Annotated in this window: 19 protein-coding genes; 8 read left to right on the forward strand and 11 right to left on the reverse strand. The window is 47.0% G+C overall.

Going from position 1 to position 22470, the window contains the following annotated elements:
- Nucleotides 1-98: 98 nt before the first annotated feature.
- Nucleotides 99-944: a mechanosensitive ion channel gene (locus QT397_15360; protein ID WNZ54271.1), complete on the forward strand. Its 846-nt coding sequence runs from the start codon at nucleotides 99-101 to the stop codon at nucleotides 942-944.
- Between the two features lie 79 nt (nucleotides 945-1023).
- On the opposite strand, the gene QT397_15365 is transcribed toward QT397_15360, so the two are convergent.
- From QT397_15365 to QT397_15375, 3 genes are all read right to left on the reverse strand, one after another.
- On the reverse strand, nucleotides 1024-1863 hold the full coding sequence (locus QT397_15365) for a M12 family metallo-peptidase (GenBank protein WNZ54272.1): 840 nt from the start codon (nucleotides 1861-1863) through the stop codon (nucleotides 1024-1026).
- Entirely contained in the window at nucleotides 1860-2219 is a 360-nt protein-coding gene (locus QT397_15370) for a hypothetical protein (protein ID WNZ54273.1), read from the reverse strand. The genes QT397_15365 and QT397_15370 overlap by 4 nt, the downstream gene beginning before the upstream one ends.
- Nucleotides 2220-2490: 271 nt before the next feature.
- Nucleotides 2491-3381, reverse strand: coding sequence for a LysR family transcriptional regulator (locus QT397_15375; GenBank protein WNZ54274.1), 891 nt, complete (start codon nucleotides 3379-3381; stop codon nucleotides 2491-2493).
- Between the two features lie 58 nt (nucleotides 3382-3439).
- Between QT397_15375 and QT397_15380 the strand changes: the two genes are divergently transcribed.
- Together QT397_15380 and QT397_15385 are read left to right on the forward strand one after the other, a co-directional pair.
- A complete protein-coding gene (locus QT397_15380) occupies nucleotides 3440-4249 on the forward strand; it encodes an SDR family oxidoreductase (protein WNZ54275.1) in 810 nt (269 codons plus the stop codon).
- A 77-nt stretch (nucleotides 4250-4326) separates the two neighbouring features.
- Nucleotides 4327-4824, forward strand: a complete 498-nt coding sequence (locus QT397_15385; GenBank protein ID WNZ54276.1) for a DUF1097 domain-containing protein — start codon at nucleotides 4327-4329, stop codon at nucleotides 4822-4824.
- 128 nt (nucleotides 4825-4952) lie between these two features.
- On the opposite strand, the gene QT397_15390 is transcribed toward QT397_15385, so the two are convergent.
- Both QT397_15390 and QT397_15395 read right to left on the reverse strand, forming a co-directional pair.
- Entirely contained in the window at nucleotides 4953-5780 is an 828-nt protein-coding gene (locus QT397_15390) for an alpha/beta hydrolase (protein ID WNZ54277.1), read from the reverse strand.
- Between the two features lie 543 nt (nucleotides 5781-6323).
- Nucleotides 6324-7462, reverse strand: a protein-coding gene (locus tag QT397_15395; GenBank protein ID WNZ54278.1) for an IS3 family transposase whose coding sequence is annotated in 2 segments (ribosomal slippage) — nucleotides 6324-7213 and nucleotides 7213-7462 — 1140 coding nt in all. Because the reading frame shifts where the segments join, the coding sequence is not laid out codon by codon here.
- 96 nt (nucleotides 7463-7558) lie between these two features.
- Between QT397_15395 and QT397_15400 the strand changes: the two genes are divergently transcribed.
- The 3 genes from QT397_15400 (at nucleotide 7559) to QT397_15410 (ending at nucleotide 9675) form a co-directional block, all read left to right on the forward strand.
- Entirely contained in the window at nucleotides 7559-7969 is a 411-nt protein-coding gene (locus QT397_15400) for a PhnD/SsuA/transferrin family substrate-binding protein (GenBank protein WNZ54279.1), read from the forward strand.
- 50 nt (nucleotides 7970-8019) lie between these two features.
- Nucleotides 8020-9158, forward strand: a protein-coding gene (locus tag QT397_15405) for an IS3 family transposase (GenBank protein ID WNZ54280.1) whose coding sequence is annotated in 2 segments (ribosomal slippage) — nucleotides 8020-8269 and nucleotides 8269-9158 — 1140 coding nt in all. Because the reading frame shifts where the segments join, the coding sequence is not laid out codon by codon here.
- A 49-nt stretch (nucleotides 9159-9207) separates the two neighbouring features.
- Complete coding sequence (locus QT397_15410; protein WNZ54281.1) at nucleotides 9208-9675, forward strand: PhnD/SsuA/transferrin family substrate-binding protein; 468 nt, start codon at nucleotides 9208-9210, stop codon at nucleotides 9673-9675.
- Nucleotides 9676-9720: 45 nt separating this feature from the next.
- On the opposite strand, the gene QT397_15415 is transcribed toward QT397_15410, so the two are convergent.
- Nucleotides 9721-10641 carry a LysR family transcriptional regulator gene (locus tag QT397_15415; GenBank protein ID WNZ54282.1) on the reverse strand — a complete coding sequence of 307 codons (921 nt, stop codon included), beginning with the start codon at nucleotides 10639-10641 and terminating at the stop codon, nucleotides 9721-9723.
- A gap of 112 nt (nucleotides 10642-10753) precedes the next feature.
- On the opposite strand from QT397_15415, the gene QT397_15420 reads away from it, so the two are divergent.
- The gene (locus tag QT397_15420) at nucleotides 10754-11347 is read left to right on the forward strand and encodes an NAD(P)H-dependent oxidoreductase (GenBank protein ID WNZ54283.1); all 594 of its coding nucleotides are present in this window, start codon (nucleotides 10754-10756) and stop codon (nucleotides 11345-11347) included.
- Between the two features lie 424 nt (nucleotides 11348-11771).
- Here the strand turns inward: QT397_15420 and QT397_15425 are convergent, their stop codons facing one another.
- From QT397_15425 to QT397_15435, 3 genes are all read right to left on the reverse strand, one after another.
- Nucleotides 11772-12140 carry a hypothetical protein gene (locus tag QT397_15425; GenBank protein WNZ54284.1) on the reverse strand — a complete coding sequence of 123 codons (369 nt, stop codon included), beginning with the start codon at nucleotides 12138-12140 and terminating at the stop codon, nucleotides 11772-11774.
- Nucleotides 12141-12562: 422 nt separating this feature from the next.
- Complete coding sequence (locus tag QT397_15430) at nucleotides 12563-15745, reverse strand: efflux RND transporter permease subunit (GenBank protein ID WNZ54285.1); 3183 nt, start codon at nucleotides 15743-15745, stop codon at nucleotides 12563-12565.
- Between the two features lie 26 nt (nucleotides 15746-15771).
- Nucleotides 15772-16956 carry an efflux RND transporter periplasmic adaptor subunit gene (locus tag QT397_15435; protein WNZ54286.1) on the reverse strand — a complete coding sequence of 395 codons (1185 nt, stop codon included), beginning with the start codon at nucleotides 16954-16956 and terminating at the stop codon, nucleotides 15772-15774.
- Between the two features lie 272 nt (nucleotides 16957-17228).
- Between QT397_15435 and QT397_15440 the strand changes: the two genes are divergently transcribed.
- The gene (locus tag QT397_15440) at nucleotides 17229-17891 is read left to right on the forward strand and encodes a TetR family transcriptional regulator (GenBank protein WNZ54287.1); all 663 of its coding nucleotides are present in this window, start codon (nucleotides 17229-17231) and stop codon (nucleotides 17889-17891) included.
- A 179-nt stretch (nucleotides 17892-18070) separates the two neighbouring features.
- Here the strand turns inward: QT397_15440 and QT397_15445 are convergent, their stop codons facing one another.
- Nucleotides 18071-19171 (reverse strand): SagB/ThcOx family dehydrogenase, encoded by a 1101-nt coding sequence (locus QT397_15445; protein ID WNZ54288.1) that lies wholly within the window; start codon nucleotides 19169-19171, stop codon nucleotides 18071-18073.
- 423 nt (nucleotides 19172-19594) lie between these two features.
- A complete protein-coding gene (locus QT397_15450; GenBank protein ID WNZ54289.1) occupies nucleotides 19595-22351 on the reverse strand; it encodes a TonB-dependent receptor in 2757 nt (918 codons plus the stop codon).
- Nucleotides 22352-22470: the final 119 nt, after the last annotated feature.

The following is a 22470-nucleotide window of genomic DNA, read 5'->3' on the forward strand; positions in this document are numbered from 1 at the left end:
CCACCTGCCCGGCATAGCACTCCTTTCTCCATAAAGGGATGCTAGGCGTTGCCATATGAATTGGTGGTCCAGTAATTTCTGTGAGGTCCCTTTCCCGAATGAAACCAGAGTTCTTAGCGCATATCCTGGATAGCAAATTATTTATCACCATATGCCTGATCTCAGTAGTGATGTTATTACGTGGCCTGCTCACGCTAGTAATAGCACGAAGTAGTTGGCAAAAAGCGGATAAGCGCCGCCGTATCAATACCGTACATAACCTTGGCAACTTGTTATTGGTAGTTGGCCTGATAGCAATTTGGGTAAGCGAACTCCGGGACTTTGCCCTATCCATTGCCGCTTTCTCTGTGGCAATTGTATTGGCACTGAGAGAGGGTGTGCAGTGCCTCGTTGGAGGCTTGTATCAGGCAAACATGCGCTCGTTTACTGTGGGAGACTGGATTAAAGTCGGCAATCAATTTGGTGAAGTCACCGATAGTGACTGGCTAAGTACCACCCTTTTGGAGATCGATCCGCACGGTTTGGGCAATGGCTATACAGGAACAACTCTGTACATCCCAAACAATGCCTTTTTTACCCAACCGGTAAAGAACCTGAACTTTATGCGCCGGTATATTGAGCATACCTTTTCGATTACCCGTGAAAGCAAAGGAATGAATCCATTTGAAGCCAAGAAGTTTATCGCTGAGCGACTTAAAGAACACTGCGAGTCCTTCCGTGAAGTTGCCGAACGCTACTGCAACCTGATCGAGAATCGCATGGGCGTTGAGCTATCAGGACCTGATGCCAAAGTCTGCATTACGACTAATGAACTCGGCCACGATGTAACCACGGTAACCGTTTTTTGCCCCAGAGAGGAAGCCACCAATATCGAACAGCTGGTGACTGAAGACTTCTATAACTTTTGGTTCGAGAAGACCAAGGACGTGGAGTCTAAAGCTTAACGCAGTCGTATTAAAGGGTATCCGCGATTGAAGCCGCTAGCAGTTCTGCATTGCTAGCGGCTATTGTATGAATTTGCCGCTAACTTTCCCCATCGACCCGGAAGTTGGTAACCTCCCAGGCGCGCTCACGGATAACCCGCGCATTATCCTCTAGGTTGGAGGTGCCTGTAGGGTCTCCATCTATTGTGATATCCGGGTTGGACCACTGCTGAATTCTGGGGCCACCTCGATCCGACGGGCAATTGTAGGCCATCACACTCCTCCAAGTTGAAGGGGTGGAATTGCAGTAGCCGTGGCCATATTCAAACGGCTCCATATTCGAATCACTGTAGATAATATGTCGGGCTCCCAGCAGGTGGCCAATTTCATGGGCAAAGCTGAAGTACCCCGTTGCACACCCTTCCCTTGCGAAAGCAAAGGCTGTTGATTCCGATGCGTAGATCGTCTTAGCCAGTCCACATGATCCGCTGTACAAATCATTGCCGGTTAAAACAATCATTACATCTGCACTATACAAGTCTCTAAGTTCGTATAGTTCTTTAGTTTCTGGATATGCGTCATTCGAAAAGTACTCGCGGTCCACATAGAAGCTACCGCTTTCTGCATAGCTGGTTCTATAAGCGTGAACAATTTCTACCGAGGTATTGACTTCACTATTGGCAAATGAAACATTGGTTTCCTCTTCCAATAAATCCATGTAGGCGGGTACATCACCGGCGTCTGCCTCAAAGGCATCGGTATAAGCAACTATAACGGTTATTTTTCCACCAGAGTCAGTAGTCGCAATTCCTGAGGTTGTGTTTAGCGCGCCAACCTTGGAAGTAAAATCCATCTCTTCGAAGTAGTTACTATCATGGTCGACAAGTGAATTGTCTGGAACCTCAGCGATTGTAACCGCACCTTTTCCGGCAGGTCTCACTTTGTAGAGCCTACCTTCAGATTGTATTGAGCCAACAATTCTACCTTGTTCTCTGCTAAGGTGATAAACCCTTTTCCATCCTCAGAAAATGCAGATAGTGAAGCCCTATTTTTTGTTGAGCGAATATTTTGCAAGGTAAACCGTTGCTTGCCGAGCTCACTGGGAACCTCAAGGGTACTACCGGGCTTCAAGCTAAAAATCTTATTATTTAAACTTTTTTTAGTTTTATGTGAGATTAGATTTGATCTACTTTCACTCATGGAAGACTCAAAAACAACATGCACATTTTCTTCTGAATGAGCGCCAAATATAGAAAATAGCAACACGAAAGGCGCAAGAATTTTAAAGCTTTTCACAGACATACTCCCTGTATCTGCTTCTCGGAAAATCAATTTAGAAAGATTCGCACTAAAGATAAAAATAAATCTGTTAATGCAGTCTTTAAAAGACTGAATAGAAATATTTATTGAAATCCACAGTGCGCGGCTACTCTATATGATTTTTAACTAAAAGAATATTCTTACGCCTACCATTAATTTAGCTTCGCAAATTTTTGACAAGTTACTATCTGAAGAGCAGATAACTTTTTGGAAAATTAAATTCAAATGAAAGCTAAATCACAATCCTTTAAATGGAAACTGAAAATATTTCACTTAACCACTCAATAAATGCTCTAACCCTGGGAGATAAAAAGCGATTCTGGGTGAACACAACCGATACCGGCTCGCTGGGCGGGCGAAAATTGGGCAATATTTCAACTAAATTTCCAGCATCCAACTCTTTTTCTACATGAAACTTTGGAAACTGAGCTAATCCGAGCCCCCGCTTAACGCCATCCAAGTAACTCTCTGTCCCAATTACCGTCAATTGCGCCGGAACTTGCAACGTCTCTATCCTATCGCCAAGACAAAAAGAGAGCGGAGTAGACTTGCCAGTCGTTATAGAGCGAAGCGCTACAACACGGTGACCATTCAGTTGTTCCAAAGAGCTTGGGTGGCCGTAGTGTTCCAGGTATTGCGGCGATGCGCATGTAAGCCGTTCCAGCATGGTTAAACGCCTGGCAATCAGCTCACTATCTGCCAAGTGTCCATAGCGAATAGCACAGTCGACCCCTTCTTGGACTAAGTCCACCCATCGATCCCCCTCACTCATTACCAAAGAAATGTCAGGATACTGGGCAAGAAATTGGGGGAGTTGCGGCATAACAAAATGACGGGCAATAGTCCCTTGTACATCTACCCTCACCTCACCGCCTGGCAATAAACCTGTAAATGCCCCTTCTGCTTCCTCTACGTCCGCAAGTATTGAAATACAGCGCTGATAATACAGTTCCCCATCCAGTGTTGCCCTGACCTTGCGAGTCGATCGCTGCAACAACCTGACTCCCAGCCGTTTCTCTAGCCGGTTGATGACCTGAGTCGATGTCGACCTCGGAACCCCAAGGTCGGTAGAAGCGGCTGTAAAACTGCCCCGCTCCACAATCCGCACGTACAAGCGCATCGCATCCAGCTTATCCATATCGCCCTATTGTTTGGTTATTTGGAACAATAGGTTCTATTTTAGCCGGATTATCTACATGAATAACACGAATAGTATGGAAATACAGCCAAATCAGGGAGCTGCAAGGGCGGCTCCAGTAATCACTACGGAGATCATTATGGAGAAAGTGGCACTGGTAACAGGAGCTTCCCGTGGCATAGGCGCGGCGATCGCCTCTCGCCTGGCAAAGGATGGCTTTACCATTCTGGTGAACTTTGAAAGTAATATTTCAGCTGCCGAAAAGTTGGTAAACCGCATTGAAACCGAGGGTGGCAAGGCGGTTACTGCCCAAGCCGATATCAGTGATCAACAGGCGGTTTCACGCCTATTCAACTCGGCAGAAGTCACCTTTGGCGGAATCAATACTGTCATCAATAATGCGGGCATTATGAAACTAGCCCCTCTGGCAGAATGTGAAGAAGATGATTTCGATCGTCAGGTAGCTGTAAATCTTAAGGGCACCTTCAATGTCATGCGTGAAGCCACCGCAAGGCTTCAAGAAGGTGGCCGGATTGTCAACTTATCCTCGAGTGTCGTCGATTTGTGTATGCCGAATTACAGCGTATATGCGGCGACCAAGGCAGCTGTTGAAGCTCTGACCCAGGTAGTCGCCAAGGAAATGCGGGGGAGAGATATCACTGTGAATGCCGTCGCCCCAGGACCTACGGCTACCGAGCTCTTCCTATCCGGAAAGACTGATGAAATGGTGGGAACTCTTGCCAAAATGTCGCCACTTGAGCGATTGGGAAGGCCTGAAGATATTGCGAATACCGTTGCCTTTTTAGTCAGTGAGCAAGGTGGCTGGATCAACGGCCAAGTTATACGAGCCAACGGTGGAATTATCTAGCTTCACAGCCAATGCCCGCTTCAACTTAACAATCTCCAACTGATCGTTATACCAGCTGGAAAGAGGACTAAAAACCAATGGTCGATCAAGCCCAAGTACCGTGGGCTAAATACATCAGGGACACCCTTATCGCTGCAACTATTGCCGGTGCAGCAGCATTCACTTGCTCTATGTTAGAACTACCACCCTGGGCTATGTTTGTTGGCTGGGTTGCTTTCTTTTCGCAGCCAGGCACTGCCTTCAGCGCAATCTCCAGTGGGATTTGTGTTGCTCTGGGAATATTGATGGGGATGACAGCAGCTATAATTAATGCCCTATTGCTACCAATAATGGGCAATATTGCCTTCGCAGTTATAGTGTTTTCCGTTGCATTTGTGGTGGTATCACTAAGAGGACTGCCACTTGTAGGTAATATCATTGCCTGGTTTTTAGGGTTAATCACTTTCTTTGCAGCCCATCCAGCCAACGTTCTATCTGGAGTGATTGGGCTGACAATAGTGACCGCTCTAGGCATCCTCGCTGGCTATTGCTGCTCCTACCTACAATCTCTTACTGGAGAAAGTAAAGCTAATTGATAGTCAGGGAGTCTCGGCATAATTCAGTAATATCCTACAGGACTTAAGAGGCTCCCTGATTTTAAGCTGGTAATCCCAACTTATGTTCAAAACCATATAAATTGATCGCTAAATCGCATCCCCCTCTCTCAATTCACACCGCAAATATCTAGTATCCTATTCATTAGATCATTATTTCTACTACTTAACATACGCGACACGGTATAGTGGTTTTTATTTTTCAAAAGTATATATTCGCACGGGCTTTTCGTTTGCTGTAGCTTCCCACAGTATCTTTTTGACTGATCAATAAATTCCGCAGTCTCATCATCACCTACTGCAACAATCGCTTTGGTGAAACATCTAATATCGCCAAAAATGGGGCTCAAATTAGTAACGTCATCTTCTGATAAACGCAGAGATTCATTGAGATAAGATTGCCTCATCTTTGTTAAGTCATAGAGCCCGCTTAACATAATAGCGCCGCTAATTGAGCTACGGACTTCAGGTGTCCACTCAAATTCTAAAATTTTAGCAACAAGAAAGGCCCCAACAGAGTGACCACAGACCACTATATTACTGGGGTTGCCATTCCAGCGATCAATATTCTTATATATCCATAAGAATGCCTTTATATTTTGCTCAATAATTTCTTTAACACTGACGGCGGGCGCCAAATCATAGTTGACCAAAGCAACTGTACACCCGGCCTCTACAAAGGGCTTGGCAATGTACCGGTATTGCTTTTTATCTAGCGCCCGGAAATACCCGCCGTGGATGAACACAAAAACCGGTGCATTAGGAGATTTAGCAGGGAATATATCAACCTTTTCACCGGGGCTATCTCCGTAGCTGATATCCAGTGAGTTTCTCAGGGTTTGCGTGGCCAAATAGCTTTGTAGCTCATTGATTAGCAGATGGACTCTACCAAATGGGTGCCGCTTACGTAGATTAAACTGATCGTCATATTCACTCATTTCCTGTGTCGGCTCCGCAATTACTGGCTTAAACTGCCTATTTTACACCAATGGGGCTCCCTAGCGTCTGAGGAACCGCTAAACAAATTCGTGACTCCCCTGGCTTATGGAGCAATTCATGCTGAGGCGGGACTTATCTCTCAGGAAGTCGCAAGTTTATGGCGCACTCCTAAATACACTAAGAATGAGCATTGAAAGCCCTTTCTAACTGATACCCCCACATGAGCTAGGCCAGCTTAATGAATGCGTATATCTACTATTTGCAGTTCAAAGAATAAGTATATTTCGTACAAAATCTATTCAACAAAGAAGGAATCCCTGTAACAATCAAGATCTGAAGAGTATTTAACAAGTAAATACCTGCCAACTACATTAACAAATCAGATATAGCGTACAAAAGTTGGAAAGCCATCTCGCTTTTGTTAACCCAAAGAAAGAAAATATAATTTAGTCAGGCTTTCTGATCTATATATAACGCCAATAGTTACATTTTTAGTTTTATCCTACAAATTTTGTTGTGGTCAACTCCAACCGGACACTTCTTTAAGCACATTTCTCAAATTCGATAGGGGCTAGGTCTCCCAGTGTTGTATGTATTCTGCGTGAGTTGTAATAAGCAATATAGGCTCTTACATCTGCTACCGCATCCTCCCTTGTCGGATAAAGGTTTCCCGTTACCCACTCCCGCTTCAGGCTGCTGAAGAAACGTTCAGTCGGTGCGTTGTCCCAACAATTTCCCTTACGGCTCATTGAACACACCATCCCATGCTGACTCAATAACGTTTGGTAGGTATGGCTGGCATACTGACTGCCACGATCAGAGTGATGCAGGAGACCTTTTGGGGGCGAACGCAAATTGACAGCCATCATCAACGCACGAGTTACCAGGGCCGTTTCCATCTTGCGATCTAGATGCCAACCAATAATCCGGCGCGAATAGAGATCAATCACTACCGCCAAGTACAACCAGCCCTGCGAAGTCCAAATATATGTAATATCAGTCGTCCAAACTTGATTTTTAGCGCTCGGTGAGAACTCCCTATTCAGAAGGTTCTCTGCGACCGGCAGGTGATGTTTACTGTCTGTCGTCAGTGTAAATCGCTTCTTACGCTTTACTGCCAAGCCTAGCTTTTTCATGAGCTTGCGGACTCGATAGCGCCCGACTTCAAAGCCTTCTTTACGTAACAGCTTCATTAACCGACGACTTCCCAGGCTCTGTCTAGATTCTGCAAATAGGGCCTTCAAACGATGGCATAGTTGCCATGTTTGAGCATCTATTGAGCTATTACCACGGCAACACCAATCGTAATAACCAGTTTTACTTACTTGCATTACCCGGCAGAGCACCCTAACAGGAAAGCTGCCTTGCTGTTTTTCAATAAAGCTGTACTTTATTTCATTTCTTTCGCAAAGAAGGCGCTGGCCTTTTTTAGGATTTCTTTCTCCATCCGCAACTGCTTATTTTCACGTCGTAATCGCTCTAATTCTGCGCGCTCACCTACATCCAACCTCACACCGTCTTCTTCCTGCTTCAGTTCCTTTATCCAGCGTCGCAGGTTATTGGCTGTTGTTCCTACAACCTCTGCTGCTTTAGAAATTGAATACCCTTGCTCAGAGACTAGCGCTACGGCGTCTTTCTTAAATTCCGGCTTGAAATGCCGACGTGTACCTTTTGTTGTCATACTTCACCTCGCTTGGTAGTTTTACCATCTTAGCGAAGTGTCCGGAAGGATTAGACCACTACATTTTGAACTACAGATCCGCAGAGGACCAAAAGAATGTTAAAGCGTTTAACCGTGCTTATTCTAAGCCTCGTTATATTGTGCGGCGTACCCTTCGTATCATCTCAAGAAAACCCAAAACCTTTTGTTTTCACTGCCATTCCAGACCAGGACCCGGAGCGCTTACAAAAACGCTTTGGCAAAGTTGCAAAGTATTTGTCCGACGCGCTTGGGGTTGAAGTTAAATACTTACCGGTCAAATCCTATAGCGATACGGTTGAAGCCTTTAAAAATAACAAAGTTCAATTGGCTTGGTTCGGCGGATTTACTGGAGTACAAGCCCGTATTGCGGAGCCTGGCGCCAAGGCCATTGCCCAGGGAGAAGGAGATCAAAATTTCACCTCCTATTTTATTGCGAATAAAAGTACTGGACTCACTCCTTCAAAAGAGTTCCCTGTAGTGGTCTAATCCTTCCGGACACTTCGCTAAGATGGTAAAACTACCAAGCGAGGTGAAGTATGACAACAAAAGGTACACGTCGGCATTTCAAGCCGGAATTTAAGAAAGACGCCGTAGCGCTAGTCTCTGAGCAAGGGTATTCAATTTCTAAAGCAGCAGAGGTTGTAGGAACAACAGCCAATAACCTGCGACGCTGGATAAAGGAACTGAAGCAGGAAGAAGACGGTGTGAGGTTGGATGTAGGTGAGCGCGCAGAATTAGAGCGATTACGACGTGAAAATAAGCAGTTGCGGATGGAGAAAGAAATCCTAAAAAAGGCCAGCGCCTTCTTTGCGAAAGAAATGAAATAAAGTACAGCTTTATTGAAAAACAGCAAGGCAGCTTTCCTGTTAGGGTGCTCTGCCGGGTAATGCAAGTAAGTAAAACTGGTTATTACGATTGGTGTTGCCGTGGTAATAGCTCAATAGATGCTCAAACATGGCAACTATGCCATCGTTTGAAGGCCCTATTTGCAGAATCTAGACAGAGCCTGGGAAGTCGTCGGTTAATGAAGCTGTTACGTAAAGAAGGCTTTGAAGTCGGGCGCTATCGAGTCCGCAAGCTCATGAAAAAGCTAGGCTTGGCAGTAAAGCGTAAGAAGCGATTTACACTGACGACAGACAGTAAACATCACCTGCCGGTCGCAGAGAACCTTCTGAATAGGGAGTTCTCACCGAGCGCTAAAAATCAAGTTTGGACGACTGATATTACATATATTTGGACTTCGCAGGGCTGGTTGTACTTGGCGGTAGTGATTGATCTCTATTCGCGCCGGATTATTGGTTGGCATCTAGATCGCAAGATGGAAACGGCCCTGGTAACTCGTGCGTTGATGATGGCTGTCAATTTGCGTTCGCCCCCAAAAGGTCTCCTGCATCACTCTGATCGTGGCAGTCAGTATGCCAGCCATACCTACCAAACGTTATTGAGTCAGCATGGGATGGTGTGTTCAATGAGCCGTAAGGGAAATTATTGGGACAACGCACCGACTGAACGTTTCTTCAGCAGCCTGAAGCGGGAGTGGGTAACGGGAAACCTTTATCCGACAAGGGAGGATGCGGTAGCAGATGTAAGAGCCTATATTGCTTATTACAACTCACGCAGAATACATACAACACTGGGAGACCTAGCCCCTATCGAATTTGAGAAATGTGCTTAAAGAAGTGTCCGGTTGGAGTTGACCACAACACCCCCGTGGTATTGAAGGTATGACATTTACTTTTGGCTCAGAGCACTCCACTTCTGGACGGCTAATGCCGGAATACTTTATTCGAAAAGCGTTTGGTAAGCCCCCTGCCGAGGTGTTCAACCGTGTGGGCTTTGGAGGTGACCACTCCAACACCCTGGATCTTGTGCAATCTGGGAAGTATCAGGTTGGCGCCCTAAATCACAAGGTGTGGGAAAATGAAAAGAAAGCCGGCAAAGTGGATGAAAGCAAAGTGCAAGTGATCTGGAAAACCCCAGGATATCCAGATTACAACTGGACAATTCGTGGGGATGTCGATGAAACCTGGGGCAATGGCTTCTTAGACAAGGTCCAGCAAGCGATTTTGAATATGCGGGACCCTAAACTACTTGCCGCATTTCCCCGCAAAGGGTTTATCAAAGCAGACAACTCAATGTACCAGCCAATCGTCGAGACCGCTCACGAAATTGGCTTGTTAAATAATGAGTAAGCGAATCAGGTTCAAATTGTCCCTACTAACCAGTTCATGGCCTAGCTAAGAAGCCTCCGGGGGTGTCAGATCCTGCAAACGGTCCCTAATAATAGCCGCCAATCTCCGTGCGCCGGGACCGATATCGTCCCGGTTAGGGAAGATCAGGTACATAGGGACCTCCCTTTTGCTTCCTCCTTGGAGGGGCAAGGGTTTTAAGCTTCCCTCAGTGAGCTCATTCAGAATTTTGTCTTCTGGCAGCCATGAAAAACCATAGCCTTTACAAGCAGCGCCAATCAAAGAAGACATGCTACTTAGAGTCCACCGCTTAGCCACTTCAACCGTGAGCGTTTTACTACCACTCTGGGGGTTCGTATCCCGAACCACCAGATGACGATGATTGCGGAGATCATTCATAGTTAGCGGGCGGTCCAGTTCATGCAGGGGGTGCTTGGGATGGGCCACCGGGATTAGACGTGCAGGAGATGGCAGTAATTCACCGTTGTAGCCCAGCGGTATTCTGGGGCTGATTGCAAAATCAACTCTCCCCTCATTCAAGGCTTCTAAAGTTCCACTAATCACCATCTCATGCACTTCAATACGAGTTTGAGGGCTCTCTTCGCCAAAAAGCGCTAGGCAGTCCAACAACAACCAAATTGGGAATAGCACCTCCACGGAAATCGCAATCTGGGACTCCCATCCAGCCGAGGCCCGGCTGGCGGCCTGCTCCAATGCAGAAGCATCCTCCAGTAATTGCTTTGCGTGACGGTAGAGCATCTCACCTGCGGGAGTCAGAATCGCCTTGCGTCCACTAATGGTGAAAACCGCTACAGCCAGTAGTGATTCCAACTTCTGCACCGAATAGCTTACCGACGACTGACTCTTGTGCAGTAGCTCGGCGGCCTTTGCATACCCTCCCCCTTCAACTACCGCTATCAAGCAACGCCACTGCTCAAGAGTGATCTTTGGGTTTGATAATTGTGTCAATTGTTGGCTCATAATCGAATTTTTAGATAGGAATAAGCAAATAATTCTAATTTTTAATCAACTTAATGAATGTTTCAATAGCTCATACAAAGTTAGTTACGAGGAAGCAGTCATGGCAAAGGTACTCAACATCAAGTCCAGCCTCTTTCAAGAGAACGGCCAGTCATCTCAACTTACGGACAATTTCATAGCGAGCTGGAAGACTCAGAACCCGCAAGATGAAATCATCCATCGTGACTTGGTATCCGAGCCTGTACCTCATCTGAGCCTGGAGCACTTTCAAGCCCACAATACGCCAGCTGATAGCCGTTCAAACAAGCAAAGTGAAATTGCAGAACTTTCGGACAAGCTGATAGAGGAGATATCATCGGCAGATCTGCTGGTGCTAGGTATCCCGATGTATAACTTCAACGTCCCGTCTAATTTACACACCTACTTCGACTTTATTGCACGTGCCGGGATAACGTTCCGATATACCGAAAACGGCCCTGAGGGCTTATTAAGGAACAAAAAGGCCATCATCTTCATTTCACGGGGTGGTGTTTATGGTGACGATCATCCCCAAAGTAATTACCTTCGACAGTTCTTGGGGTTTATTGGTATTACTGATGTGGAGTTTGTCTATGCTGAAGGCTTGGCAATGGGAAATGAAGCAAAAGAGAAGGCGTTAGCAGCTGCGAAGAAGCGTATTGCTGAAATTGTGTGAAATAATGGATTTACGAAACATTTAATACGTGGCTTTTGGGGGGAGTATCCGCTCCTCCTGCCACAATCAGGCCAAATAGGCAGTCAGTTAAAATATACATTGCCCGACTAGCAAAACTAGAGATCTTAATAAAAATCTCGGCAAGTGTATTTATTTATAGATAGCTACACCCTGATAGCAATGCGATCACTCATAACATATGAAGCGATAAGCAAACATATTCAACCTACCCCAGCACTAGCTTCATATGAATCTGTCAACGGTACTATTAGAAACAGTGAACATTTAATGAACAAGTGGAAAGCAACTATCTCGAAACGCCCCAAAGCGTCAATCTCCCTCGGTTCTGAATGGGGACTCTAAGTCTGAGACGGTTAACATGAAAAGAATGTTTGTCATTGATATGTAGTAAAAAGACTATTGCTTAGCTGTTCACCGCATCATCCATATACTTCACTGACTCACCAATAGAAATAGTGAATACGCCGGCATTGCCATTAGTATATTCACGTTTCCATGAATTATAGCCTTCCTCATAATCAGGTATCTCACACTCCCCCATTAGTTCAGATATGCTTGCCCCTAGCGCCTCAATTGAAAATGGCATATGAGTAATTTCCTCAATAACCTCTCCACTATTAGGGTTATTAATTTTTATACTTGAAATCTGAACATGCACTACCATTGAGTCGTCTTTAGACTCTTCAATTTTTAATATGATAGCCCGGGAATTCTCCTCGCCTTCTCGATTATCATACTTCCACACTTGGCCTTCTTTAACTTTTAAATCCATCCTGACTCCTCTCTTTAAATTAGCTATTAATAACTTTTATGTAATGTCGATGCTTCCTCGCATGCCCCATAGAAGTAATAATCTATGAACGCCCATATCAGGCTTCTATACTGCACTCTATCTAGCTTGGAAGTGAGGCTCAATCATGTATGGATAGCTACTCACCTTGCCTGGGATTAGCATTTTGACTCCAAACACTATTCGGCTTCTTGATTTAAATCATTGCTAATGCTTCATTACTTCAGCGAATAATTTAAAACGATCACATGTTGGCGGAGCTGGAACTAAAGAGGTTCACTTTGTATCTTGAGACTCGCAGTAGCACCCTATTCAGGGATCTTGTGACTTATGGGGGGGCAGAAAGTAAAAAGCCAGGCCCATTAACCTGGCCTGGCTTTATTTACTTTATAGTTAAAGCTCTGTTAAAGCGCTTCGGCCGCTTCTGCTCTCTCATTTTTTTCTGACGAAATGTCTTGTTTAGCCAGCTCCACTTCCTGCTTATGCACTCTCTTGCCAAACAACCGCTGCACCACAACAAAGAACAGTGGGATAAAGAAGATTCCCAGTAGAGTTCCAACAATCATGCCGCCGAACACACCGGTACCGATTGCCCTTTGGGCACCTGAGCCAGCTCCGGTTGCTATGGCTAAGGGCAACACCCCCAAACCAAAAGCGAGAGATGTCATTAAGATCGGGCGTAACCTGTCCCGTACAGCTCGCATCGTGGCATCTACCAACTCCATACCGTCTTCCAGGTTCTGTTTGGCAAACTCCACAATCAGGATGGCATTTTTACTGGTTAGCCCCACTGTAGTCAGCATCGCGACTTGGAAGTAAATGTCGCGCTCCATGCCCCTTAGGCTATTGGCCAGTACTGCACCCAGGATTCCCAAAGGAGCCATCAATAGTACTGCTGTCGGTACGGTCCAGCTTTCATAGAGAGCAGCCAAACACAAGAACACGATCAAAAGGGACAAGGTATACAGCAATGGAGTTTGTGCTCCAGCAGAGCGCTCTTGATATGAGAGACCACTCCACTCCATACCAATACCTGCGGGTAGTTGCGCCACTAGGCGCTCAACCTCTTCCATTGTCTCACCAGAGCTGACTCCGGGTGCAGCCTGCCCATTAACCTGCATTGAGGGAACGCCGTTATAGCGCTCCAAGCGGGGGGAACCGTACTCCCAGCCAAAACTGGCAAAGGATGATAGCGGTACCATATCGCCCTTATCGTTGCGCACTGACCACAACTGGAAGTCTTCCGGGACCATCCTAAAGGGAGCATCAGCCTGCATATACACGCGTTTTACCCGCCCGCGATCGATAAAGTCATCAATATATGAACCGCCCCATGCTGTACTCAAAGCGCTGTTAATATCGTCGATAGACAAGCCAAGCGCAGCTGCTTTTGCATTATCAATTTTTACACGGAATTGCGGGGTATCTTCTTGGCCATTGGGGCGAACATTAGCCAAAAGTTCACTCTGCCCGGCCATTCCCAGAAACTGGTTCCTGGCTGCAGTTAAAGCCTCATGACCCAAACTGCCATTATCCTGAAGATAAAAGTTGAAACCACCAGAAGAACCCAACTCGGGGAGCGGCGGAGGTGCGAAAGCGAAAGCCATCGCATCTTTAATTTGCATCAAGGCACCCATCGCGCGCATAGCGACAGACCCAGCGCTCTGTGACTCTTCTTCGCGCTGGGACCAATCCTCCAAATTTACAAAAGCAATACCGGTATTTTGCCCACTGCCGGCAAAGCTGAACCCCTGTACCGAGAATACTGATTTCACGATACCCTGCTCATTGTTCAGGAACTGGTCCTCTACTTTTCGGATAGAGTTCATAGTGCGCTCCTGGGTTGCCCCCACCGGCGCCTGCACCATGGAGAACAGCACACCCTGATCCTCATCCGGCAGGAATGAACTGGGCAATTGCAGGAATAGGAAGGCCATGACTGCGGAAAGCGCAACAAACAACAGCATAAAGCGACCGCTGCGCTTCAAAATACCTTGCACTCCACCTTGATAGCGCTGGCTACCTCGATCAAAGTTGCGATTGAACCAACCAAAAAAGCCTTTCTCCCCATGCCCCTCCCCTTTGGATAGGGGTTTCAGCAAGGTCGCACAAAGCGCCGGTGTCAGGATAATCGCCACCAACACTGACAACGCCATAGCTGCAACAATCGTGGCGGAGAACTGACGGTAGATCACGCCGGTGGCGCCATCCATAAATGCCATAGGTACAAACACTGCCGACAAAACTACGCCAATGCCAATCAGTGCCGCAGTAATCTGGTGCATCGACTTCTTCGTGGCTTCTTTAGGGGAGAGCCCTTCCTCCCGCATAACCCGCTCGACATTCTCCACCACCACAATGGCGTCATCCACAAGCAGGCCAATTGCAAGCACCATGGCAAACATCGTGAGCATATTGACTGAGAATCCCAGCGAAGCGAGTACGGCAAAAGTACCCATTAGCACCACTGGTACCGCAATCGTCGGAATCAACGTGGCACGGAAGTTCTGAAGAAACAGATACATCACCAGAAATACCAGGACGATCGCTTCAATCAAGGTAGAGATAACACCCTTAATAGATGCCTCAACAAACGGTGTCGTATCAAATGGTACTACCGAAGTCAGGCCACGGGGAAAGTAAGCCTCCAGCTCCTTCAACTTGGCTTTCACCCCATCAGCAGTTTCCAGGGCATTGGCCCCAGTCGCCAAGTTAATTGCGATGCCGGTTGCGGGCTGGCGATTGTAACGGGAAATAAACTCGTAATTCTCCGCACCTAGCTCGACTCGAGCAATATCTCCCAGGCGCAAGAGCGAGCCGTCGTCATTGGCTCTGACGATAATATCCCGGAACTCCTCAGGGGTTTGCAAACGTTCCTGGGAAGTAATTGCCGCATTTAGCTGTTGCCCTGGAATAGAGGGAGCAGCACCGAGGCTTCCGACCGTAACTTGTGCATTTTGGGCCCGCACTGCGTCGGTAACATCACCAGGGGTAAGTTCATAGGTGGTGAGCTTATTGGGATCGAGCCAAATCCGCATCGCGTACTTGGAACCAAATACCTGCACATTGCCCACGCCTGGCACCCGGCTGATCGGGTCAACAATGGCCGAATTGATATAGTCAGCAATATCATTGCGGTTCATACTGCCGTCTTCAGACACAAAGCCGGCAACCATTAGGAAGCCACCGCGAGACTTACTAACATTTACTCCTTGTACCTGTACCTCCTGTGGCAGCAGCGGCATCGCCAGTTGCACTTTGTTTTGCACCTGGACCTGGGCTGTATCCGGGTCAGTTCCATTCTCGAAAGTTAAAGAGATTGAAACACCACCGTTGGATTGACTGGTGGCGGACATATAAAGGAGACCATCGAGGCCCTTCATGTTGCGTTCGAGGATTTGAGTAACCGAATCCTCAACCACCTTGGCGGAAGCGCCCGGATAATTTGCCTCAATATTGATCGACGGTGGCGCGATATTCGGATAGCGCTCAACTGCCAGCTCGCTGATAGACAACACACCTGCCAGTATCGTGATAATTGCCAGCACCCAGGCAAAGATGGGCCGATTGATAAAAAAACTTGCCATAACCCCTATCCTTAAGACCCCTATCCTTAAGACCCCTGCTGTGCAGGCGCTTCGCCAGCCTGTTGATCGCCTTCAGCCGTCGGCAGCTGCTCATTTTCGCGCTCGCTGGCCTGTACCGGGGCTCCCGGGCGAATTTTCTGCAGCCCGGCAACTACGACCCGGTCCCCGGCCTCGAGCCCATCTTCCACTAGCCAGCGATTGCCAATCGTACGACTAACCCGCACAGATCGCTGTGCAACCACATTTTCCTCATTAACAACCATGGCTGAGGTGTTGCCCTTTGGGTCCCGCGCGATTCCCTGTTGAGGTACCAGAATTGCGTCTTCACGGACACCACTACCGACAATTGCGCGCACATACATACCCGGCAACAGCATGGTATCCGGGTTTGGAACAACTACTCGCAACAACACACTGCCCGTTGAAGGGTCGACACTGGCTTCGGCAAACTCCAGCTTGCCCTGGTGTTCAAATTTGCTGCCATCTTCTAATAGGATTGTCACAGGTAGATGAGTGGCGTCGGCCAATGTGCCCGCTTGAAGCGCTCGGCGGAGGCTAACAAGTTCAGCTGCCGACTGGGTAACCTCAACATAGATCGGATCTAGTTGCTGCACAGTAGCCAAAGTTCCGGCCTGATTGGCCGTTACCAGAGCGCCTTGAGTAACTGTAGATTTGCCAATTCGGCCTGTAATCGGAGAGGTGACCCGCGCATATTCCAACTGGATTTCCGCCCTGTGCAGCTCCGCCTGAGCTGCGGCTACATCGGCTCGAGCCTCCTGAAGATCGGCTTCCGCAGCATCATTTTCCTGCGTGCTAACAGCACCATTCCCTACCAGGTTCGCAGTACGCTCGGCTTTGAGGCGAGCAATGTTCATAGCCGCCTTTGCGCCTTGCAAACTTGCTCTGGCACTATCGACGTCAGCACGATAAAGAGCGTCATCTAGCTGGTAAAGCGGCTGATTTGCACTAACTTGGCCTCCTTCACGGAACAATTGGCGTTTTATGATGCCATTAACCTGCGGGCGAACCTCGGCCACTTTAAAGGGTGAAGTCCTTCCCGGCAGCTCCCTGGTAAGAGTGACGGATTCCGGCTGAAGTGTGACTACAGTCACTTGGGGGGCCATTCCCGGTGGAGCCGAAGCTTCCTCGTTACATCCCGCCAACAATGCGGAAGCGACCAAAAGGCTGGTGAGAGCTCGGGCTTTTAACATGGTTACCTCGAAAAGTGACTGCGCGGACAAAATATTGGCAGTTAGCGGAATTTTTAAGTGACAAGGAAATCTGAGTAAAGTAGCGTGGCATTTTATGAGTACGTAGGAAACAGGATCAACTGTTCATAATCGTGCAATTTTCATCTAACATGCACTTTCACCCAGTATATTCAAGGGTTTACGCATAGAACCCCTTTGCACACTTGCGGTTAAACGCTGCAAAAATGAGTCAGAGTGAAACTAATAATTGATTAAAGAAGCCGCTGTTCCCTATGACCAAACGCAGAAATGAGCAAATTTTAACCACCCGTGAGCGTATATTAAACGCCGCGCTCAATGTGTTTCATGAATATGGAGTGTTTCGCCCTTCCCTTTCCGAGGTTGCAAAGCTGGCTGGAGTTAGTTGCGGTGCTGTTACCGACCACTTTCACAGCAAAACCGGTTTGCTTCTCGCTCTGACAGAACGCATGGTACTACCCGGCGAACAACTTTGTCATAACGCCGGCGAGCAACTCAACGCCAATCCCCTCGGTACACTGCGAACCCGCTGGGTGTGGCTGTTTCAGGAAATTGCTTGTAACCCAGAGTGGCAGCAGGTACTTGAGATTATCTTCCATCCCTGTGAAGAAAAGGTTACCGAGAACAATGAAGCCCACTTGCGTATGAAGCAAGGGCGCACCCGCGGGCTTGAGCGAATGGCACAACTTATTGCCCTCGCAGTATCCGAACGCCAACTGCCCGAAGATCTTGATACAGACCTCGCGATGCAGATGTTACACGGTGGCCTGTTCGGTGTGATTGAAACTTGGCTCTTATCCTCAAGAATTGAAGATATCGGCGAACTCGGTGAACGCTATATCGACTCTCTGATCGATATGATCCGCTTCTCCCCCACCATGCGCTTAAGTTCACGACTGGTCCACACCCTGCACTAACGCACCTTATCCTTATCTATTTCGGTGGGGCATACTGCTTTGCAGTTTTCGCCTCACCATAAATACCTTTTCTCTTTCACGCTCATTGGAAATCCCAAACTGGTTATTTTGGCCCTGAAATCATTGATTACCGCAAAGTCAAAGTTCTTTTTTCAGACAAAACAATTAACTTTTACTCATTAAGCCAATTTTGTTGAGTCAGAAGGCAAGTACTCTACCGGGAAACAGGCATGCTCTCCTTCCCCAATAGCCATAAAAAAAACCATGGCGCTGTCCTTATCCAGCTTCAATAGGTTCTCAAACTCTTCATCATAAAAAGCACCGGCTATAAACACGTCTTGTTCTAGGGAGTGTGCGTAGAGAAATATATTCTCAGATAAATGACCCGCTTCAAGGTAAGCCATCCGATAGATACGGGAATGACGATACTTGGACCAGAACCGATTAAATTTGCAGACAAAGCAAATATTAACTGCGGCACCCTCGGCATAGGGCTGACCGACAAGCAACCGGCGGATCTTATCATGGCTAACAGCATCGCCGACTTTGGTTAATCCATGATCAATCGGATTATAGAGGTAAATACCGGGATCAATCCCCTGTACCGAGTGCACTATCAGGTATATATCTGTAGCTTGTAAGGCGCCGCCAGCAGGGCTGCTGCGAAAATATCCAAAATAATTTATTTTGTCTGAGTGGGCCTTATAAAACTTTTCAACAAACGGAGAAGTACGAAATTTTACACAATGAAAAAGTATTTTTTCCAAAAGCTCACGTTTTAAAGTGGTACCCGGTACAAATTTTCGTGAAGAAAACCGGGTCCCAAACACAGACTCCAACTGATTGGTGGTAGGAAAGCTATTCAGTGGAATATCCACTTCTGGATAATTGTACTTGCCTTTAGCCTTTTCCGGCACCTGTTTACAGTAGTCAACATACTGTCCTACCCAAGATACCCTGGGATCTTCACTAGCCCCCTCTTTGCCCTCAGTCGAGGGCGGTAACGAAAGCTTGGTGCCATAATGGTAAAACCAGGATAGTACATCCCAACCCCATTGTTTCCGAGCTAAATCACCACTGATGAAGGCTCCATTACTTTGAAGGAAATCTGCTGCCTTAGTTTCTCCTGTCTGCACATCGGAATAAAATTTATCCAGAATATTTATGAGGGTTTCTTTATCCAAAGCCCACTGATCGTGATGAACAACATCCCACAAGATGACTTCATTTTCACTGAAATAGAGAAAGAAATTATCTAATAAAGCAGCGCCTTTCATCATCGCTTAACCATCATATTTACTAGAACTGGTAAAAAAACTAGAAAGGCAGAATCGATAAATTCTTGATTTGTCTGTATTAGCCCTGAGCGAGACGTCCCTCATTTTCAAGGGCCATCTCACTTTTTGTGAAAAACTACCTTCTATTAACAGGTAGTGTAGACTGTGACACAAACTCCCAGAGCATAGGGTGTTGCGTCTTCTATATATACCCTTTTCATGATAAATCCCTCCATTCAAACTACTTTAAATTACTCCTTCAACTGAGTACTAGTATAAAATGCACACATTTCCTAGATCGAATTGATATATGAGAGCTAATAAAATACTCAATTGCGCCTAAACTGAGTACGCTGATATGAAATTAAAAATTTACAGAAAGGTGCGGACACGTCCCTGTGTCCGCGTGACTGGGTAGCAATGAGGTTAGAAACTATATGTCAGCCCCATATAAGCTCGTCGGCCTGAATATGAGGAGCCCCAGACCCTGTTTTCCTCACCCCAATATCTATCCACCTTCTCTTCGGTAAGGTTGATTATTGAGGCGGTCAACGTCAGGTTATCCATCAAGCGATAAGATGCATTAACATCCAACTGATCGTATTCATCAGTGAAAGTGTTCATGCCATTGTGGAATCCGTCTGCATAGTCACTGCGATAATTGTAAGAAGCGCGAATGCTAAAGTCGATATTTTCATAGTAAAGGGATAGGTTGTACTGGTCCTTTGAAGTGCCGGCAATTTCTGTTTTGGTTTTGATACCTTCAGAGTCAATCTCAGCTAGCTCCGTATCTGTGAAGGTATAGTTTGCATAGACTCCAAAGCCATTATCAAAGGCATACTGAACAAACAGTTCTACACCTTGTGCGGTAGCATCAGTGCCATTGACCGGCATAGACATAGACACTGCCCGGGTAACACCATCGATATCCCTTGTCACCATAGAACTGCCGTTGATTACAAACGAAGCAATATCTTTTCTGAACAAGGTCAGTCCTGCAGCAGAGGCATCATCGAAATACCACTCCAGCCCCAAATCAAACTGATCAGCTTTATAAGGCTCCAATTCAGAGTTGCCCGCATACCCTTGACTGACTGTTGAGCCGGGCAAAGGAGCGTGGATCACTTCAGAACCACCTAGGTTATCGTATTCCACTCTCGCTACGACTCTAGCGAGAGCTGCGCGCACAACCAGTTCATCGGAGATATCCCAAGCGATATTAGCACTAGGTAAAATATCAGTATTGCTGCTGTCACGAATATTGGGTTCGTCCTGTAACACCCCATCAATATTGTCGTAGGTGCTCGCATACTGCTTGGTCTGGACTGCTCGAATACCAAAGTTTCCGCGCAGGACTGCCGAGGCAAAATTCTGCTGTACATAAGCAGCCGTAATTTCCTCACCAACCCGGTAAACCTGATTTTTCTCGACGATTACCGTAGGGTCACCATAGGTTGCGTATAGAAACTCTTTTAACTTATCAAACTCCAGATAAGCGAAATTTGGCACATTCACACCGCCGATAATATTATCGAGAGGGCCGTTTGAAAGGATATCGATTGTGTCGGGCACACCATCGGGGTCAGTGTGGAATGAATCACTTGGCCACCAGGGGTAACAAGCTCCATCAACATCACCCCAGTTAATCGTTGGACAGGGAGGATTATCATCATCCCAGGATTGTTTGGTGATGCGGCGGTTTATCTCATGGTCCCGGTACTTAACCCCAACATCCAGGGAGGTAAGCCAGGCATAATCCATATCGATGGAAACGTCCAGCTGGTAGTAACTCTCCTCGTCCTCGCTGCTGGTCCAATGGGATGAGAACCAGTCATATAAAGGATAAGTGTTGGGATCTCCCAGATCTGCACTGGTATCAATTTCAGCAGTACCACTGCTGAGATCCCAGCTCCAATCGGTTGCAGTGCCATAACGGGAATTGACTGATGCAAACAATTTCTCAGAGGGGCCGCCCTCTGCACTGGTATTACCGACTACCAACCGAGCACTATATCCATCTCCCTCGTAACTGATATTGAAATCCAGCGTATCCGAAATATATTCCGCTCGAGTGTAGTCACCAGCTACCTGTGGAGACTGTAACTCTGCCTGGCCCCGATCGAGCATACCAATGCCAAGAAGAGTATCACCATCTTCATCAAACTTGAGACTGCCCGGCGCTATTGCATCCCCGTAGTTCCACTCAGGAAATACGATACGATAATTCTCTGAGTTGCCGCCCAGCTCAAAGCGGAAATAATTGACACCAAATTCCAGCTGTTCTACCGGACGCCATTGGGCACTTAGCTGCATGCCATCCCGGGTCCGTTCCTCTTCCAATACACTACCGACAACGGCTCGCGGCGCATAGAAATCCCGGTATTCATTACCGTCGATATCCACCATCGGCCCCCTGGCCTCTACGCCAGTCTGGGGGGACTCATCTCCCTGCCAACCCCAGTTTTCTACCGAGGTGCTAATTACCCGGTTCTGACGATCCTGCTTTGAGTATCCAAACAATACGCCAAAGGTTTCCTGATCATTTTTCCATGAGTAAAAACCGGTGTACTGAGGTTCGTACTCCCCAGTAACATCAGCATAAGTACTCTCAATGGATAACATGCCCTCCCCGGAATCCAGGTCCAGTGGCTTGCGGGTGTGTAAAATTACAGTACCACCTATCCCGCCTTCATCCAGTTTTGCTTCTGGACTTTTATACACATCCGCTCGGGAGATCATCGCTGAAGGTAGCAATGCGTAGGAAAATGATCGGGATGGATCATCGCCGGGAGTGGCTATATAGTTTCCGTTTAGCTGGGTAAAAGTGAGCTCAGGTGCAGTTCCTCGGATACTTACCTCGGCACCCTCGCCGCCGCTTCGAACGATGGATACTCCCGGAACCCTCTGCAAAGAGTCTGCAACATTCTTATCGGGGAATTTACCCATATTTTCAGCGGTGATTGAGTCTACCACCGCATTGGAAAAACGCTTTACATCGAGATTTTTCTCCATGCTCCGGCGAATACCCAATACCTCTACCTCCTCCAGCACCAGACTCTCTGTATCAGATTCACTGGTGCTCTGGGCATTTGCCATACCGACAACACTGCACAACACTAGAACACTTACGGACGTCCGCAATAGATCTAGCTGGCGATTTGTATTTAAGGGTATTTCTCTCATTGCTCAAATTTCTCTTTTATTATTTTTTTCTAGCTTTCCGTTCACCCTAAAAGCCCGACATATCATTTGCCGGGCCACCGGAATATGCCCTACTCTTATCGATCCAGTTCTGTCTCGAT

This window comes from Microbulbifer sp. MKSA007 (genome assembly GCA_032615215.1).
In the GTDB taxonomy this organism is placed as follows: domain Bacteria; phylum Pseudomonadota; class Gammaproteobacteria; order Pseudomonadales; family Cellvibrionaceae; genus Microbulbifer.